Here is a 15,217-nt window from a genome sequence, read left to right as displayed (position 1 = left end):
GGATAACCCCGTCACCAGCGAATTCAGCATGGAACGTGCTCAGAGCAGAACGAGGGAGCCCCCGTATAGATTGCATCACAGAACAGCAGCAGAAAGAGCGCCTCGCCGACGCGGGGCGCTCTTTCGCGCGCGGAGGGTGTCAATAGCGTTCCCGCCACGGTCAAGGCATGATCATGGCGCGTGCGACCAGCGGAAATACCGCGCACCGCGGCGACATGCCAAGACCTGACTTTGTCGATGAGAGACGGCTTCGGTTGACAGTCGGCTGGTGCCGCCGGGCTCGCCTTCGGGACATGCGCGAAGGCCGGCAGCTGCCGCCAATCCGTCAGGCCGACACCGCGCCGAAGGCGGCGGCGTGGTCGGCGACCCACTGTGCGTAGGTGAAGGGCGGTCGGCCGGTGACCTGTTCGACCGTCGGCAGGATCTCCGTGGGCTTGCCGACTCTCGCGGTGAGCAAGTTGACGTAATCGTCGATCCCCATGGCGGGCATGCCGGCGCGGGCCATCTGGTCCCGGAACCAGTCCTCGGACTGCTCCTGCCACCGCAACGGCCGCCCGATGGTCTCCGCGATGACGCGCACGCGGTCGATCTGGGTCAGCGACTGCGGTCCGGTCACCGAGTACCCCTCGCCGGCACGCCCGTCGAGGAGGCTGCGGACGGCGACCGCGGCGATGTCGCGCGGGTCGATCGGGGCCGTCGCGGCCTCGCCGTAGCGTCCGCGTACGACATCGCCGGCGATGATCTGGGGCGCCCAGATCAGGTCGTTGGTCGTGAGCCCGTCGGGCCGCACGAAGGTCCACGCCAACCCGGACGCTTCGACGGATCGTTCGAGCCGCAGGTGCATCTCGCCGACCCAGCCGGGCTCGGGCCACGTGACGGACACCGAGGACAGCATCACGACATGTCGCAGGCCGGCTCGCTTGGCCACGTCGAGGAATCCGTCGACTCCCTGGAAAACGGGGAACAGGAAGGCCCGCTCGATGCCGGACAGTGCCTCAGGCAGGGTTTCCGGCTGGGTCAGGTCGCCGGTCACGACTTGGACCTGGTCAGGGAACGCATGGCCGCTGGAGTTGCGGGTCATGACGCGGACCTTCTCACCCTCCTCCAGGAGTTGGCGGACGACGTGGGAACCGACGTTTCCGGTGGCACCGGTTACCAGGATCATGGTGGGGATCTCCTTTAGTTTCTTGGTTTCTTTGAGCGGGGAGCCGGTCGGTGACGATCGCGTCACTCGACCAGCCGTCCGGTGGATTCGAGGTCAGCGGTAAGTTTCACGAGGCGTGTGGATCGTTTGCGTGGTTACCTCGACGCCTTCGGTCGCGTCATGACCATGACGGAATTCGCGCAAGGAAGGTAACGACATGGCCGGACCAGGTCCTCACGAAGCACTGGCGGGAGCCTTCGAACAGCAGCGCGAGCGCCTGGTGGCGGTCGCCTACCGGATGCTGGGGTCGCGGGTGGACGCCGAGGACGCGGTGCAGGAGGCGTGGATCCGGCTGGCGCGGCAGGACGCGGCCGGGATCGACAACCTGGCCGCCTGGCTGACCACCGTAGTCGGCCGGGTCTGCATCGACGCGCTGCGCTCGCGTAAGACTCGGGCTGAGCTGTCGTACGAAGACTGGCTGCCCGAGCTGGTGGTGACGGTGGACGGCGGGGCGGCACCAGAGGACGACGTGATGCTCGCCGAATCGGTCGGGCTGGCACTGCTGGTGGTGCTCGACACCCTCACGCCTACCGAGCGGCTGGCGTTCGTTCTGCATGACATGTTCGCGGTGTCCTTCGCCGAGATCGGCGAGATCATCGGCCGGTCCGCCGACGCGACCAAGATGCTCGCCAGCCGGGCCCGCCGGAAGGTGCAGGGCGCGTCGCGGCAGGAGGAGCCGCGGCGGCAGCGCGCCGTGGTCGACGCATTTCTCGCCGCGGCGCGCAACGGGGACTTCGAAGGGCTCGTACGGCTGCTCGATCCGCAGGTGACCTGGCGCACGTACCACCCGCAGGGCGTGCTGACCACGGTCGGGGCGGCCGAGGTGGCCGGTCCGATCCTGCGCGGCATCCGGTCGATGACCTCGGCGCTGGCGGTTCTGGTCAACGGCGAGCCCGGGTTCGTGGTCTGGGGCGCGAAAGGCAAGGTGCTCGGCGTGGTGGGGTGCACCGTGGTCGACGGCCGGATCGTCGAGCTCCTGACCGTGAGCGACCGCAAGCTCCTCGACGCCATGAATCTGCCCGCGCGACCCGAGTAGCGCACGTCCGTCGCATGGGTTGTTACGTCTTGGCCGGGTTCTTCGTCGTAGTGGTGCAAGTATCCGAAGACGAAGGAGACCGCGATGGAAACCCGGATCAACTGGATGGGTACCGAGGTCGGGTCGAAGTGGGCCAAGTACATCATCTCGTCGAACAAGGTCATCACCGACTCGGCGCTGCCGAAGGCGGTGCAGGAGCTGGTGAAGATCCGCGCCAGCCAGATCAACGGCTGCGGCGGCTGCCTTGACATGCACACCAAGGACGCCGCGGCCGCCGGCGAGAGCACGGTGCGGATCAACCTGGTCGGGGCATGGCGGGAGACGACCGTCTACACCGAGGCGGAGCGGGCGGCGCTGGAACTCACCGATCAGGGCACCCGCCTCGCCGACTCCAGCGGCATCACCGATGAGGCGTGGGCGAACGCGGCCAAGCACTTCGACGAGGATCAGATGATGGCGCTGGTGGCCCTGATCTGCACGATCAACGCCTTCAACCGGCTGAACGTGATCACCCGGACGCCCGGCGGGGACTACCAGCCCGGGCAGCAGTTCCTCTGACGCGGGCCTTTCCCTCAGGCTCTCAGGCGGACCCGGACCCCGGGTCCGCATCGCGGCCGCCACCCCCAGACACTCTGCCAAAGAGAAGACTCATGAACATCGCACTGTGGATCATCACCGGCCTGCTGACCGCCCTCTACCTGTTCTCCGGCTTCGGGAAGCTGTTCGTGCCACGGGAGAAGATGGCCCAGATGGCCAACGCCGCGCGCTGGGTCCTCGACTTCAAGCCCGGCACCCTTAAGGCCATCGGAGCGCTCGAGGTCCTCGGTGCTGTGGGCCTGATCCTGCCCGCCTTGCTCGGCATCGCGCCGGTACTGGTACCGCTGGCGGCTAGCGGCCTGACGCTGCTCATGGCCGGCGCCGTGATCATGCGGATCCGTCGTGGCGAGACCAAAGCCGCGCTGGTGGACGGGAGCTACCTTGCCCTGGCCGCCTTCGTGGCGATCGGCCGCTTCGCACTGGAACCCTTCACCGGCTGACCGGCCCGTCACCCGGGCGGGATGCGGGCCGCGATCCGCTCCTGCGGGTGGGCGCACTCGCCGAAGGGCAGCGACAGGGCGGGGCGTGCTCGATGAGCTTCTGTGCGCCCTGGTCGGCGACATGACCGGGCGGCTGCGGTGAAGGTAGCCAGCGATGACCACGACGCAGCGCTGCTGGCTGAAGAGCGCGCCGTCGAACGGCTGACGCGACTCCGTCGATCCCTTACGAAAAGGGGCAATGCGCCCGAGATCGCCAAATGCCCACGGGAGCGTCTGGCTCCTCGCCGACGAGGTGATCGACTACACCGAGGAGGACTTCGCCGCAACGGTCCGCGACGTCGACCTGGTCATCGACAGCATCGGTGGCGACTACGGGGCGCGTTCCCTGCAGACCACGTCCTGGGCCGCACCCGATCGACAAAGTCGTACGCCCCGTGGTGTTCGAGGCACGAGCCGCCGGCGAAGCCTTGCGCCGAGCAACCGGACAACCGGTAGACGTCGTCGCCATCATCGCCGTACACGGCGCCCGCCTACCCCGGTGGGGAGCCATCAACACCGGAGGCACCACCATCCTGCGCGCCTCTCGATTGCATGGCTCCATCACCCGCCGTCCCCGCAGATACACCGCCGAGCAGGTCGCAACCCTAGCGACGGCAGCCGAGCAGGCACTGCCTGCGTACGCGCCTCAAGCACCGCTGTCATAACACTCGGAAGGACGCCCCCCATGCTTCCAGCCGAACGAGGCGAACATTTGGGGCAGCACCAAGTTCGACTGTCGGTCAAGGGTGGAGGCGGACACGCCGTGGGCGGCGACGGGGTGGTGCAAGGTCTCGCGGGCCATCGGCCGTTGACGCGATGGTGGCAGGTGATGGGTTGGGGCCGATTCTAAGGCGAGTGGTCGCACCTCCCGGATGGCGATCGTAAGGGGCCTGCCCAGAGGCGTCTCATCAGCGTGGGGCAGGCGCCGTCGATCTCACGGACACGTACTCGTTCTGCCACCCGCAACAGCCTGATGGCCGCGCGCCGCCCAGGACAGCACCCGAACGGCGCGTCACATCACAAGAGGGCACGTTGCCTGATGCGCTAGTGCAGCATCAGCGCGGGCTACTGCTCCACGTGGGCGGCGAGATTCGTCAGGGAAGAGGCGAGCCCCGCGGCGTGGTCCTCCGCGGAGATGCCGTCCGGGACGTCCTCGGCAACGATGTCGATGCGCGCCCCCGCTCCGACCGCGGTGACCTCCCAGGTCAGGCGAACGTGCTGGTGGTCTCGGGGCCGAAGTGGCGGCTGGCCCAGGCAGCGAAGCCTTGCAGTTCTTCCAGTGTGTGCAGCACGTACACGGCGAAGGGCAGCAGGAAGGGCCAGGCGCCGGGTGTGGCGGGCCCGGCCTGAACGGGAGCGGGGCCGGTGAGGGGGATGCCATGGTCTTCTCCGGTAGGCGGGTGAGGTGTCGATGTGAAGCGATGGGTCGCCGGGGCCTGCGGTGGGTCACCAGTCCAGTTCGTCGCAGCCGCGGTGGTCGGTCGGTTCCACTTGAAGCGTGGCGTGGGCCACGCCGTGGCAGTGGCGCAGCAGGTCGCGGGCCTGGTCCAGGACGGCGTGGTTGTCGCTGAGGTTTGCGGTGACCAGGTGGGCGGTGGCCACGTTCATGCCGGAGGTCAGTGTCCACAGGTGCAGGTCGTGCACGTCGCGGACGCCGACGATGGAGGCCAGGTCCTGGGCCACGGCACCGGCGTCGAGGCCCTCGGGTACGTGCTGGCCCAGCACGGCGAAGACCTGCCGTCCGAGGGAGATGGCGCGCACGGCGACGAAGACGCCGATGGCCAGGGCGACGAAGGTGTCCCAGAACGGCTGGCCGGTGGTGGACACCAGCCAGCCGGCTGCGATGACGCCGACCGAACCGGCACGACCTCGAGGTAGGCGCCTTTGACGTTGAGGCTTTCGCCGGCTCCCGAGCGCAGCAGCAGGGCTACGAGGTTGACGGCCAGGCCGATGGCGCCGACGACGAGCATGGGGCCGGAGGAGACCTCGGCGCTGCCGCCGATGCGGCCGATGGCCTCGATGTCGACGTAGAGCGCCAGACTACACGCGTGTATAGTAAAATATCCGATTGTGTAGGAGTGTGATGATGGCCAGGATCGAGGCAGACCTGGAAGATCTGACGGCTCGCGCCCGCATCAGGGACGCCGCACTGCGGCAGATCGGTGAGCACGGGTTCGAAAGGGCGACGATCCGCGGCATCGCCGAGGCTGCGGGGGTCTCCTCGGGGCTGGTGCGCCACCACTTCGGCTCCAAACAGGCGCTGCGGGAGGCGTGCGACGACTATCTCCTCAAGGAGATACGCCGGCTGGGCGACGAGACACGCGCCGACTCCACGGCTGCCGACGTGAACCCGGTCGGCTCCGCGCTGGCCGCGTTCGGGCCGTACCAGCGGTATCTCGCGCGGGCCCTCGCCGAGGGGTGGGCGGCGCCGCTGTTCGACGAAATGGTCCAGGTGTACGAGGAATGGCTGGCGGAGGTCGACAAGTCTCGCCCTGATCCCCCGTACGCCAGTCGCAAGGCCCGCGCGACCGTCGCTACCGCGATGAGCCTGATCGTGCCGGTGCTGTACCAGCACGTCTCCCGCGGGCTGGGCGCCGACCTGGCCACCCCAGAGGGTGCGCACCTGCTTGCGCTGGTCCTCCTCGACATCCACTCCCACCCGGTACTCACCCCGGAGACGGCCGCCTCGCTGCGCGAGGCCCTCGAAAAAATCCACGACAAGACACCCCAACCACGCTTCTAGGAGTGCGATATGACAGAGGGCGCCATCGAGCTCCCCTGGACGGCGCGTACCACCCGACCCGGCCTCTTCGATCCGCCGCAGATCATCGCCACGCTCAGGAGCGAGCGCCCGCTCCGGCCCATGGCCTTCGCCGACGGCCACCAGGGCTGGCTGGCCACCGGCTATGACGTGGTCAAGGCCATCCTCGCCGACAGCCGCTTCAGCATCCGGCGCGAGGTGGCCCACCCGCCGGTCACGATGCCCAACGCCGGCGCGCAGGCTGTGTTCACCGCGCCGCCGCCGCCAGGGATGTTCGTCCGCATGGACCCGCCGGAGCACACTCGCTACCGCAAGCTGCTGGTCGGCGAGTTCACCGTGCGCAGGATGCGGCGGCTCGAGGCCAGGATCGCCGAGGTGACCGGGGACTGCCTGGACGCCATGGAGCGGTCGGGGCCACCCTCCGACCTGGTCACCGCCCTGTGCGTTCCCGTCCCCGCGCTGCTCATCTGCGAGTTGCTCGGCATCCCCGAATCCACCCTCCCCGTGTTCCGGCAGGCCGCGGCCACCGCGCTCGACGGGGAGTCGTCGCAGGAGCAGATCCAGCAGGCGTACGCGACCATGCTCGGCGTCTTCCCGCCGCTGATCGCGAACAAGCGTGACAACCCCACCAGCGACGTCTACAGCAGTCTGATCAACCACGGTGGCCTCTCGGACGAGGAGCTCACCTCCATCGGGCTGTTGCTGTTTGCGGCCGGATACGAGTCGACCTCCGGCATGCTGGCGCTGGGGGCGTTCGCGCTGCTTGAGCACCCCGGCCAGGTCCAGGCGTTGCGCCGCGACCCGACCTTGATTGACAACGCCGTCGAAGAGCTGCTGCGTTTCCTGACCGGGCCCAGCGGCATGCTGCGCACGGCGCTGGAGGATGTGGAGATCGGCGGCGAGCTGATCAGGGCGGGCCAGACCGTCGAGCTGCTCGTCGGCGCCGCCAACCACGACCCGGCCCGCTTCGAACGCCCCGGCGAGTTCGACATCACCAGGCCGGCCCGAGGACATCTCACCTTCGGGTACGGCATTCACCAGTGCCTGGGCCAGCAACTGGCCCGAGTAGAGCTGCGCGCGGCGCTGCCCGCGCTCTTCGACCGGTTCCCCGGCCTGCGCCTCGCAGTGCCCGCACAGGAGATCCCCATGAAAGACGACTCGGCCTTCTTCGGCCCCAAGAGCCTCCCGGTGGAGTGGTGAGCCGCCCCATGACCGCCATCACCACCCGCGACCTCGTCAAGGACTTCGGCCCCACCCGTGCACTGGACGGGCTCGACCTGACCGTCGGCACAGGGGAGATCCACGGCTTCCTCGGCCCCAACGGGGCGGGCAAGTCCACCACCATCCGGATCCTGCTCGGCCTGGCGCGCGCCGACTCCGGCCGCGCCGAGTTGCTGGGCGGCGATCCATGGATCGACGCCACCGAGCTGCACCGGCGGCTGGCGTACGTGCCGGGTGACGTCGAGCTGTGGCCGAACCTCACTGGCGGCGAGGTCATCGACCTGCTCGGCCGCCTGCGCGGCGGCCTCGACGAGACCCGCCGCGAAGAGCTGATCGAGCGCTTCCAACTCGATCCCACCAAGAAGGCCCGCACCTACTCCAAGGGCAACCGGCAGAAGGTGGCGCTCGTGGCCGCCTTCGCCGCCGACGTGGAACTGCTCATCCTGGACGAGCCGACGTCGGGTCTCGACCCGCTCATGGAGGCCATCTTCCAGGAGATCGTCGCGGAGACGCACGCGGCCGGCCGTACCGTCCTGCTGTCGAGCCACATCCTCTCCCAGGTGGAGAAGCTGGCCGACCGGGTCAGCATCATCAGACAGGGCAAGATCGTACAGGCGGGCACGCTGGCCGAGCTACGCCATCTCACCCGCACGACGGTAGAAGCCCTGACCGCCGCCCCGGTCAGCGGCCTGGCCGCGCTCCCCGGCGTCCACAACGCCGAGACCGAGCACGGGCAGGTGCGGTTCAGCGTGGACGCCGAGCACCTGGACGGCGCCATCAAACATCTGGGAGCCTTCGGCATCCTGGCGCTGACCAGCCATCCCCCCACCCTGGAGGAGCTCATGCTGCGTCACTACGGCAACGGAGCAGCCGCATGACCGCCACCACCGTCGGCCGCCGCACGGCCGCCTCGCCCGGCGGCGCCCTGACCGGCACCAGGGCGATGCTGCGGCTGGCCCTGCGCCGGGACCGCGTCAAGCTGCCCACATGGACGCTCGGGATCACCTTGTTTCTCCCTTATTTCGCCAGCGTGGTGAACGCGACGAACCCGACGGCCGAAACCCTGCGCGCCAGCGCGGAGATGATGGACGCCCCCATGCTGCGGTTGTTCTCCGGGCCCCTGTTCGGCATGGAGAACCCCACGGTCCTGAAATATCTCGTCAACGCCTACTTCCCGGAGTTTCTGCTGGGCGCGGCGCTGATGAGCATGCTGCTGATTGCCCGGCACACCCGCGCCGAAGAACAGAGCGGCCGGGCCGAGCTGGTGCGCGCTGCGGTCGTCGGCCGGCAGGCCGCACTCACGGCCGCGCTCCTCGTCGCCGTCCTCACCAACATGGTGCTAGCCCTGCTGCTGACCGCGGCGGGGGTGGGCGTCGGAATGACCGCGGGCGACGCGCTACTGTTCGGCGCGGCCACGGCCGCGATGGGGCTCGTCTTCGCCGCGGTGACCTCGGTGAGCGTGCAGTTCACCGAGCACTCCAGGGCCGCGGTCGGAATCGCGGGCGCGGTGCTGGCCGTCGTGTGGTTGCTCCGCGCCGTAGGCGCCGTCCAAGACGTTCAAGGCGGCTGGCTGACGTGGCTCTCCCCAATGGGGTGGGCGCAGCTCACCCGGGTGGCGGATGACGGGCGCTGGTGGCCACTGGTTCTGGCGGTACTGCTCAGCACGGCTCTGACGGCGGTCGCGTACGCGCTGTCGGCGCGACGGGACCTCGGTGCTGGGCTGGTGGCCTCGCGCTCCGGCCGCGCGCGGGCGGCCCGCGGGCTGCGTTCACCCCTCGCGCTGGCGTTCCGGCTCCAGCGCGCGTCCATCCTGTGGTGGGGCGGGTCCCTGATCGCGGCCGGCCTGGTGTTCGGCGGGCTCGCCGGCTCGATGCGCGAGGGTGTGGCCGAGGAGATCCTCGGCGGCGACCCGGACGTGGTAGGCGGCTACCTGAGCCTCATGGGGGTCGGGATGTCCTTCCTCGTCGGAATCTTCACGGTCCTGGCGACGACCCGACTGCGGACGGAGGAGAACCGCGGGCGGGTGGCGCCACTGCTGGCCACCCCGACCGGCCGATGGGCCTGGCTGGGCTCGTCACTCCTGGCCACCGGGCTCGCCGCCGTCGCGCTGCTGATGGTGTCCGGCCTGTCCATGGCCGCCGGCACCGCCCTGGCGCTCGGTGACGCCGCCCGTGCGGGAGCGGCGGCCGCCGCCGTGATCGCCCGCACCCCGGAGATCCTCTTCCTGCTGGGGGTCGCCGCCACGTTGTTCGGGCTCGCGCCCAGGGCCGTCGCCCTGGCATGGGCCGTGCTCGCCTTCGGCGCGGTCATCCGCTTCTGGGGCGCGGACCTGCCGGACTGGGCGCGGGGGCTGTCCCCGTTCGACCACATTCCCCGGATGCCGGTCGAGGACTTCCGCCTCGCCCCGCTGGTGATGCTCACGGCGCTCGCGGCGGGCCTGCTTCTCATCGGCCTGTACGGCTTCCGCAGCCGCGATCTGCATGACAAATAGGCCCCTGACGGAGCCAAAGCGTGCCCTGCCCCGTCCGCCTGGCGATCGCAGCCACGCAGGTGGCATCGGCCAACAGCTGTCAATGCTCGCCGCTGCCAGTATCGACGGCACCGGGTTTTTCGGCACTGCCGGATTCGCCTGAAGCCCCTGAGGGCGAGCCGCCTGAGCCTGAGGGCGAGGCTCTCTACGAACACTGGCAGGGCCCTTGGTATCGCTGGAGTGAGCCCGAGTAGAGAGTCTTTCATCCGGTTGGCGATCGCCCGGATCATCTGGCTTCGGCCTGATCCCAGAAACCCTCCATAGCCCACCCGGTATCGGTGTGTGCCCGGTCAAGCGGATCCACATCCCGGAGAAGAACGGCAGGACATGCCGGCGAGGCCGTCGACCTGCTCGGCCGGCTGACCGTGGATCGGAGCGGGCGCTACGCGACCGCCGGTTCGGTCGCGGTGCCGGAGGTCTGGCGCATGACGTCGGCGAGCTTGGTGTCCTTGCCTGCGAGGATGGAGCTCAGGTAGCCGGTGACGAAGGGCACTCGGGTCAGGCTGAGCATGATGCGCCGGATGCGCAGGTCGGTCGGTGATGAGGGCAGGAACCAGCGGGCCATCGATCGGGCGTTGCGTTGTTTGTCCTCGACCACGGGTCGCCACAGGCGCTCGAACTCGGCGGTGGCCCGCTCGATCGTCGGTGCGTGCGCGAGCCGATCGGCGAGTAGGAAGGCGCCGGCGATCCCGAGCGACGCGCCCTGCCCGGCGATCAGCGATACGGCGTAGGCGGCGTCTCCGACCAGGACCACCCGGCCGGTGCTCCACTCCGGAAGCTCGATCTGCGCGACCTGGTCGTAGTAGATCTCCTTGGCCGGCGGGCACTGCTCCAGCGCGCGCGGCGTCACCCAGCCCAGACCGGTGTAGGCCCGCTGGATCGCCACCCGAAGATCGTCTGGAATTGTGGGGTCGGCGCTGCGGTGCACCGCGAACGCGGCAACTCGGCCGTCGCGCAGCGCGTAGAAGCCCATCTGCCGGTTGACGGAGTCGGTGAGACAGAACGCGTGCTTGGTGACGGCGTGCACGTCCGGCGCGTCGAAGGTGAACGCCGCTGTGTGCAGGCCCAGGTAGTGCAGGTAGTGGTCTTCCGGCCCGAACACCAGCCGGCGCACGGTCGAATGGATCCCGTCGGCGCCAACGAGTAGATCGGCGTCCAGGACGGTGCCGTCCTCCAACGTCACCGTCACGCCGTCGGGGTGGTTGACCACGTCGGTCAGCGCCATGTCATAGCGCAACTCGACCTCGGCCGGAAGGTTCTCGGCCAGTACGGCCTCGATGTCGGGACGCAGGAGGTTCAGCAGCCGGCCGCGCGAAAAGCTTTTGGTTCGGATCGTGGCGCGGCGGCGACCGTTCTGGTCGACCAGGCGGCCCTCGTCATAGCGGTAGGCCGGTCGTTCGAACGCGGGCAGCAGCCCCATGGCATCGACCGCCTCCAGCCCGGGGCCGAAAAAGTCGATCATGTATCCCTGGGGGCGAGGCCCGGGGGCCCGGTCGACCACTACGATCTCGCCGCCCAGGGTGGCGAGCCGATGGGCCAGGGCCAGGCCGCTGATCCCGGCCCCGCAGATCACTGTCCGCACTGTGGTTCCTCCTCGGGGGACGTGGAAAGAAGCCTGCGTAGCACCGCCGAGGGATCCTTCGCCTTCAGGCCCAGGCCGCGGTGCAGCAGGAGGCCGTCCACGCAGGCCGCCAGGACGGCGGCGGTCTCGAATGGGGCGCGCGCCCCGTGCCGCTGCAGCAACTCGCCGAACCGTTGCCGGAATTCGGCGACCAGCTCGGTGATCCGCTTGCGCAGCGCGTCGTCGCGGGTGCTCGCCAGGTACGCCTCGATGAACAGCAGCGAGGCGGCGTCGGCGCCGGTGTGCTTCTCGACCGACGCGAGCATCGTCTCGATCGCGTCGCCGGGTGACGGGGTGCTTTCCATCAGTTCGTTCAGCCCGGCCAGCATTCTCCTCATCTCGCTAATCGCGGCCTCGCTCAGCAGGCTCGGCAACGAGGGGAAGTGGTAGTGCACCACGCTCGGCGTCACCCCGGCGCGCTCGGCGAGGATCCGTGTGCTCACTGCCGTCCAGCCGCGTTCGGGGATGAGCTCCGCCGCGGCATTCAGCAGTCGTTCCCGCACCGCGCGCCCGCGTTCGGCCGCTGGGGAGGCCATGGCTCTCTCCTGTCTAGGTCAGTCGTCCTGTACGACTGCCCTGATTGTATCGCCGCGCCTGGACAGACTCAAGGCGAACCGGGTTCGGGCAGGTCACGGGCGCGCTGAAGCTGGGCGCGAACACCGGCATCCAGGACGCCCACAACCTCGCCTGGGTGGAGGTCCGGGCCGGGGCGAACCTGCTGGACACCTCCACGCCGCCGCTGGCGGTGGACAACACTTTCGCCACTCCCGTCCTACAGCGCCCGGTCGAGCGCGGCGTCGCCGTCGTCCTCCACAGCGCCACGAAGTTCCTCGGTGGGCACGGCGATGTGATGGGCGGGGTCGTCACTTGAGGCGAAGAGTTCGCCCAGGCGATCCGGCAGAACTTCGCCGAACCGGCGACGGTGACCGGCCGCCCCGGCGCGGCTAGGGGATGTAGCGGTAGCCCATGCCCGGTTCGGTGATCAGATGGGCCGGGCGGGACGGGTCGCGTTCGAGTTTCTTGCGGAGCTGGGCCATGTACTGGCGCAGGTAGTGGGTTTCCGTGACGTAGTTGCTGCCCCATACCTCGTTGAGCAGGTAGCGCTGCGGGATGAGCTTGCCTGGGTTGCGCAGGAGGATCTCCAGGATGTGCCATTCCGTGGGCGTAAGCCGGATGCCGTGGGAAATGTTCTTGCCGGCCAGGTCGACCGTGTGGTCTCCGACCTGGATCTGGGCGAGGTCGGCATCGTGGGCCGCAGTGCGCCGGGAGACGGCCCGGATGCGGGCCAGCAGTTCACCGACGCTGAACGGCTTGGTGACGTAGTCGTCGGCGCCCGCGTCCAGGGCGTCGATCTTGTCCTGGTTTCCCGCCCGGCCGGACAGGACGACGATGGGGATCTCGGTCCAGCCGCGGAGGCCGTGAATGACCTCCACGCCGTCGATGTCGGGCAGACCGAGGTCGAGGACGATCAGGTCGGGATGCCAGTCGGCGGCCTGGCGCAGCGCCTGGCCGCCGTCGGCGGCGACCGCGACCTCGTAGTGGCGGGCGGTCAGGTTGATGCGGAGCGTGCGCAGAATCTGGGCGTCGTCGTCGACGACGAGGATCTTGGTCATGCCGTCACCGCTCGGGCCTCATCCGGATAATCATGGAGTCTCCCCCTGGCCTCTCGCGACTGCACCCAAGCCAACACTGAGATTTGAGGGGTTTTGCCGCTCTTGACGGATTCCATACGGCTGCAACCCCAGTATTGACGCCATTTCTACGCCCCGGCTCGCCTGCGAACCGTCTGGACGCCGTCAAGATCGGAACCGGCGATGCGGCCGGAGAAACAGTCGTGAGCGCATCTTGGAAGACTCGTGGACGGACGCGATCTCCCGAGATGCGACCCAACGGGGGCGCGACCATGCCCGCAACGGATGACCCCTTTCCCACCGGTACTGGCCAGTCTCCGATTCATACGTTTTCTTGACGCCCTCACCTCGTCCGCCGCCTTGCAGCCTGGGTAACGTGCGATGCGTCCTCAAGGGGTCTTGATGAAGGGTGACCTTTATGGTGCTGGCGAAACGGTCGGCCGTGGGAGGCCCGTTCGATGCCGGCGGGTTCACGGTCGAGCCCGCGTGCTCGGCATGTTCCCGATCAGAGTCGCAATGCCCTTGCCAACCCTTCTGAGCTGTGGCCTGTCCGTCCACGGGCACACTGCGGCGGCGTGCCTTGGTCGGCTCCGCGTACGTGAGCGTGCGGCATGAGACGGCGTCACGGGATCCTTGATCGGTTTCAGCACCCGGCCCAGGTGATCGTTACCGGGTTCGGGGCGGTAGTTCTGATCGGCACTGCCTTGCTCACCCTGCCGATCGCCACCGAGTCGGGGGAGTCGGCGGGTTGGCTGGCCGCTCTGTTCACCTCGACATCAGCGGTATGCGTCACCGGGTTGGTGGTCGTGGACACCGCATCGCACTGGTCGGTGTTCGGCGAGATCGTGATCGCCGGGCTGATCCAGGTCGGCGGGTTGGGGATCATGACCCTGGCGACACTGTTCACCGTCCTGGTGGCCGGCCGCCTCGGCCTGCGCGTAAGGATCTTCGCACAGGCCGAGACCAAGACGCTGAACATGACCGACGTGCGGCACGTGGTCCGCCGCGTGGTCGTCTTCAGCCTGGTCTGCGAGGCCATCGCCGCGGTGATCCTCACGGGCCGGTTCCTCCTCGGCTATGGCGAGCCGTTTGGCCGAGCCGTCTACCTGGGCGTCTTTCACGCAATCTCGGCCTTCAACAACGCCGGGTTCGCCTTGTGGCCCGACAGCCTGATGCGCTTCGTCACCGACCCCTGGATCTGCTTGACCATCGCGATCGCCGTGATCGTCGGCGGGCTCGGCTTCCCGGTCGTGTTCGAGTTACTGCGCACCTGGCGCCGACCCCGCCACTGGTCGGTCCTGACCAGGGTCACCGTCGGCGTCACTGCGGTCCTGCTGGTCGCCGGCATGCTGGTGTTCCTGGGCACCGAATGGCGAAACCCGGAGACGCTGGGCGCACTCGACGACCCCGGCAAGCTGCTGGCCGCCTTCTTCACCGCCGTCATGCCACGCACCGCGGGCTTCAACAGCATCGACGTCGCCGGCATGTATCCCACCAGTTGGCTGGCCACCGACCTGCTGATGTTCATCGGCGGTGGCAGCGCGGGCACGGCGGGCGGCATCAAGGTCACCACGTTCGGCATGCTCGCCTTCGTCATCTGGGCCGAGCTGCGCGGCGAGCGCGAGGTCAACATCGGCCATCGCCGCCTGCCGGAGGCGGCGCAGCGTCAAGCCGTCTCGATCAGCCTTGTGAGTGTGGCGCTGGTCGCAGCGTCCACGTACGTGCTGCTGGCCCTGACTCCGCACACCCTGGATCAGGTGCTGTTCGAGGTGGTGTCGGCCTTCGGCACAGTGGGCCTGTCGACCGGCATCACCGCCGATGCCACACCGGCTGGTCACGTTCGGCTGACGCTGTTGATGTTCATCGGCAGGATCGGCCCGCTCACCCTGGGCTCCGCCCTCGCGCTGAAGGACCGCGCCCGCCGCTACCAACTCCCCGAGGAGAAGGTCATCGTCGGCTGACAAGAACCCTGAGACAGTGGCCACGCCGAAGCCGGTGGCAGCGGCAATGTCGTGGACACTCAGCCGGGTCTCTTCAAGCAGTTCCTGAGCCGCCGCGACCTGGCTCCGACGTGCCCCTGGAGTCCAACGCGTACACGGTCCACCAGGTGGTCGCGCGCACTGCGCGGTGGTGCGAT

General features: G+C 68.7%; 13 protein-coding genes and 1 pseudogene. 9 read left to right on the top strand and 5 right to left on the bottom strand.

Features of this window, described 5'->3' with window-relative positions; all coding sequences use genetic code 11:
* Positions 1-325 precede the first annotated feature (325 nt).
* Positions 326-1,165 (bottom strand): NAD(P)H-binding protein, encoded by an 840-nt coding sequence (locus ABGA98_RS18785; protein ID WP_347619613.1) that lies wholly within the window; start codon positions 1,163-1,165, stop codon positions 326-328.
* A gap of 196 nt (positions 1,166-1,361) precedes the next feature.
* Here ABGA98_RS18785 and ABGA98_RS18780 point away from each other — a divergent pair, with 196 nt between their 5' ends.
* The 3 genes from ABGA98_RS18780 to ABGA98_RS18770 all read left to right on the top strand — a co-directional run bounded on the left by ABGA98_RS18780 (position 1,362) and on the right by ABGA98_RS18770 (position 3,277).
* Positions 1,362-2,240, top strand: coding sequence for a sigma-70 family RNA polymerase sigma factor (locus ABGA98_RS18780; protein WP_347619612.1), 879 nt, complete (start codon positions 1,362-1,364; stop codon positions 2,238-2,240).
* Positions 2,241-2,324: 84 nt separating this feature from the next.
* Complete coding sequence (locus ABGA98_RS18775) at positions 2,325-2,798, top strand: carboxymuconolactone decarboxylase family protein (protein ID WP_347619611.1); 474 nt, start codon at positions 2,325-2,327, stop codon at positions 2,796-2,798.
* A gap of 92 nt (positions 2,799-2,890) precedes the next feature.
* Positions 2,891-3,277, top strand: coding sequence for a DoxX family protein (locus tag ABGA98_RS18770; RefSeq protein WP_347619610.1), 387 nt, complete (start codon positions 2,891-2,893; stop codon positions 3,275-3,277).
* A gap of 1,485 nt (positions 3,278-4,762) precedes the next feature.
* Here the strand turns inward: ABGA98_RS18770 and ABGA98_RS18765 are convergent.
* Entirely contained in the window at positions 4,763-5,143 is a 381-nt protein-coding gene (locus tag ABGA98_RS18765; RefSeq protein ID WP_347619609.1) for a hypothetical protein, read from the bottom strand.
* A gap of 259 nt (positions 5,144-5,402) precedes the next feature.
* On the opposite strand from ABGA98_RS18765, the gene ABGA98_RS18760 reads away from it, so the two are divergent.
* From ABGA98_RS18760 to ABGA98_RS18745, 4 genes are read left to right on the top strand one after another with little or no spacing between them, the layout of a single operon-like run.
* A complete protein-coding gene (locus ABGA98_RS18760; protein WP_347619608.1) occupies positions 5,403-6,059 on the top strand; it encodes a TetR family transcriptional regulator in 657 nt (218 codons plus the stop codon).
* Between the two features lie 9 nt (positions 6,060-6,068).
* Positions 6,069-7,277 carry a cytochrome P450 gene (locus tag ABGA98_RS18755; RefSeq protein WP_347619607.1) on the top strand — a complete coding sequence of 403 codons (1,209 nt, stop codon included), beginning with the start codon at positions 6,069-6,071 and terminating at the stop codon, positions 7,275-7,277.
* Positions 7,278-7,285: 8 nt separating this feature from the next.
* Positions 7,286-8,176: an ABC transporter ATP-binding protein gene (locus ABGA98_RS18750; RefSeq protein ID WP_347619606.1), complete on the top strand. Its 891-nt coding sequence runs from the start codon at positions 7,286-7,288 to the stop codon at positions 8,174-8,176.
* Positions 8,173-9,789: an ABC transporter permease gene (locus ABGA98_RS18745; protein ID WP_347619605.1), complete on the top strand. Its 1,617-nt coding sequence runs from the start codon at positions 8,173-8,175 to the stop codon at positions 9,787-9,789. The genes ABGA98_RS18750 and ABGA98_RS18745 overlap by 4 nt, the downstream gene beginning before the upstream one ends.
* Before the next feature lie 421 nt (positions 9,790-10,210).
* Here ABGA98_RS18745 and ABGA98_RS18740 read toward each other — a convergent pair whose 3' ends face one another.
* Together ABGA98_RS18740 and ABGA98_RS18735 are read right to left on the bottom strand one after the other, a co-directional pair.
* Positions 10,211-11,410, bottom strand: coding sequence for an FAD-dependent monooxygenase (locus ABGA98_RS18740; protein WP_347619604.1), 1,200 nt, complete (start codon positions 11,408-11,410; stop codon positions 10,211-10,213).
* Positions 11,398-11,985, bottom strand: coding sequence for a TetR/AcrR family transcriptional regulator (locus tag ABGA98_RS18735; RefSeq protein WP_347619603.1), 588 nt, complete (start codon positions 11,983-11,985; stop codon positions 11,398-11,400). The genes ABGA98_RS18740 and ABGA98_RS18735 overlap by 13 nt, the downstream gene beginning before the upstream one ends.
* 200 nt (positions 11,986-12,185) lie before the next feature.
* Here ABGA98_RS18735 and ABGA98_RS18730 point away from each other — a divergent pair.
* Positions 12,186-12,314, top strand: a pseudogene (locus ABGA98_RS18730) (PLP-dependent transferase); the annotation flags it as partial.
* A 79-nt stretch (positions 12,315-12,393) separates the two neighbouring features.
* On the opposite strand, the gene ABGA98_RS18725 reads toward ABGA98_RS18730, so the two are convergent.
* Complete coding sequence (locus ABGA98_RS18725) at positions 12,394-13,062, bottom strand: response regulator (protein ID WP_347619602.1); 669 nt, start codon at positions 13,060-13,062, stop codon at positions 12,394-12,396.
* 629 nt (positions 13,063-13,691) lie between these two features.
* Here ABGA98_RS18725 and ABGA98_RS18720 point away from each other — a divergent pair.
* Positions 13,692-15,041: a potassium transporter TrkG gene (locus tag ABGA98_RS18720; protein WP_347619601.1), complete on the top strand. Its 1,350-nt coding sequence runs from the start codon at positions 13,692-13,694 to the stop codon at positions 15,039-15,041.
* Positions 15,042-15,217 lie beyond the last annotated feature (176 nt).

This window comes from Nonomuraea sp. B1E8, assembly GCF_039871515.1.
Lineage (GTDB): Bacteria > Actinomycetota > Actinomycetes > Streptosporangiales > Streptosporangiaceae > Nonomuraea.
The sequence above is the reverse complement of the archived record's forward strand: the minus strand, read 5'-3'. Positions and strand labels throughout refer to the sequence as shown.